This is a genomic window from Actinacidiphila sp. bgisy167 (assembly GCF_965342175.1).
In the GTDB taxonomy this organism is placed as follows: Bacteria; Actinomycetota; Actinomycetes; order Streptomycetales; family Streptomycetaceae; genus Actinacidiphila.
In genome coordinates, this window is the sequence record NZ_CBDRBL010000205.1 from 1 (window position 1) to 1276 (window position 1276).

Annotated in this window: 1 protein-coding gene and 1 pseudogene; one reads left to right on the forward strand and one right to left on the reverse strand. The window is 68.8% G+C overall.

The features are described 5' to 3' along the window. Positions 1-125 precede the first annotated feature (125 nt). The gene (locus tag ACRWND_RS30790) at positions 126-344 is read left to right on the forward strand and encodes a transposase (RefSeq protein WP_431955260.1); all 219 of its coding nucleotides are present in this window, start codon (positions 126-128) and stop codon (positions 342-344) included. Here ACRWND_RS30790 and ACRWND_RS30795 read toward each other — a convergent pair. Next, positions 296-1234 (reverse strand): annotated as a pseudogene (locus tag ACRWND_RS30795) (IS701 family transposase); the annotation flags it as partial. The gene ACRWND_RS30790 and the pseudogene ACRWND_RS30795 overlap by 49 nt on opposite strands. Positions 1235-1276: the final 42 nt, after the last annotated feature.

Sequence of the window (1276 nt, forward strand, 5' to 3'; positions counted from 1 at the left end):
TGAGGCCACGGTAGCGCAAGAGGTGTGGCGGGACGGCTTCGGGGAGGTGATGGGCCTGATGGCGGGCTGCTTCCCGCGCCGGGAGACGCGGCAGACCTTCGGGGGAGGTGGTCGAGGCGATGCTGATGGGCGTGGAGCGGGCGAACTGCTGGACACTGGCCGAGGCGCTCGGCCACAGCGGCCCGCACCGCCTCCAGCACTTCCTGGCCCGCGCGGTATGGGATCACGACGCCGTACGCGACCGCCTGGCCCGCTGGACGGTGGGCCGCCTCGCCGACGACCGCGCTGTGCTGACACCTCCCGCGAGTTGTTTCTTGTCGGTGGAGCGGCGGATCAGGAGATGATGGGCGAATCCCTCAGCGGGCTCTTGGTTGGGCAAGGTCACTTCGAACCAGGTCCAGTCGTAGTACCGCTGTCCCTTGGAGCCCTCGCCCTGGCTGCGGCGCTCCCACTGGTCGCGGCTCGCCGCGTAGTGCAGCAGCTCGCCGGCTTGGGTGACGGCCGGCTGGCAGGGCTTGCCGGGAGGCCCGGCCAGCGGGAGCGTCACCGGGACCGCGAGCACGTAGGGCAGGGCATGGTCGTGCAGGAAGGCGCGCAGGGCGGGGTCCTTGCCGTAGTCGGCATCGGCGGCCACCCACGCGAACGGCAGCTTTCGTGCCAGCGCCGTTTGGAGCATCGCGATGCCCAGGTGGGGCTTGGTGGCGAAGGTGATGTCCTCGGGCACGCCGGCGTCCCGGCGCCGCTCAAGGTCCGAAGCCCAGGCAGCGGGCAGGTACAAGCGCCGGTCGTAGAAGGTGTGCCCGGCCTCAGCGGCGTAGGTGAGCATCACCATCACCTGGCAGTTGCGCACGTCCCCGGTGGCGCCGCAGTGCTGGTGGGCTACCCCGACCGAGCGGGTCCCCTTCTTGATGACCTGGGTATCGTCCAGCACCAGCGTGGCCTGCTCGTGGCCGAGGTGGATGGCGATGTAGTCCTGGACCTCACCCAGCAGTGCGTCCACGTCCCAAGAGGCCTCACCGAGGAACTTCTGGATCCGGTGCGGGGTCGCATGCCCCGCACGCTCGGCCATCGTCCAGCCGTTCTTCCGGCCCAGATCCGACAGCAGGCCCTCGACCAGGTCCGCGAACACTTCACGCGGCTCCGGCCGCGCGAACAAGTGCCCCATTCCGGATGTCAGTTGGGCAAGCTCCTCCGCCCAGGCATCAACGTGCTCAGGTGCCACATCGACCAGCATGACCAGACAACGACATCAACGATCAGCAGTCACAAGATCTGA